The following is a 793-nucleotide window of genomic DNA, read 5'->3' on the forward strand; positions in this document are numbered from 1 at the left end:
CAGCAATAAGATGAGACTTCAACGTCATCACTGGCTGGTAACCCAAATCTTGGGCCGTCTTGTCGCTAAATGGTGATACGCCGTACATAATAATACCCGGACGAACCCACTCTAATTGGCTTTGAGGCCATGCTAATAAACCCGCAGATGCCGCTAGCGAGCGCTCGCCCTGACAGCCCGAGGTTAATGACATAAACAGCTCAATTTGTTGCGGCGTGATGCTGCTATCAAGCTCATCCGCACAACCAAAATGGCTCATGTATCGCAATGGTTTCGCCACATTCGGGCACGTTTTTAAGCGAGAAATGAATTCATCATACTGCTCCGGACGAACGCCCAAACGATGCATACCACTGTCGATCTTCAGCCAAACGACCACTGGCGTTTCTAAATCCGCCTGTTCCAACGCGATAAGTTGCTCTTCACAGTGCACCACGGTTTGGATGTTGTTCGTCACTAACACAGGCAGATCGCCCGGCGAATAAAAACCTTCTAGCAAGAGAATCGGCTTTACCACACCACAAGCACGCAGTTGCAACGCTTCTTCAATGCGAGCCACACCAAAGGCATCGGCATGGTTAGCATGTTTCGCCACATGACGTAGACCATGGCCATAACCGTTGGCTTTCACTACCGCCATCACTTTACTTTCTGGTGCTTGCGCTTTCACACGCTGCAAGTTGTGCTGCAACGCAGACAAGTCAATGCATGCTTTTGCGGCTTTCATGTAGCTCATAGCATTACTCATCATCAATATCGAATGCTGGACCCGCGTAATTATCAAAGCGCGAGT

Annotated in this window: 1 protein-coding gene; it reads right to left on the reverse strand. The window is 49.4% G+C overall.

Annotated features, from left to right (window positions below; translation table 11 throughout):
- A partial coding sequence (gene alr / locus R7190_RS26785; protein WP_318137785.1) for an alanine racemase occupies positions 1-736 on the reverse strand: 736 nt, incomplete at its 3' end.
- Between the last annotated feature and the right edge of the window lie 57 nt (positions 737-793).

It is taken from the genome of Vibrio sp. 1078-1, from assembly GCF_033340475.1.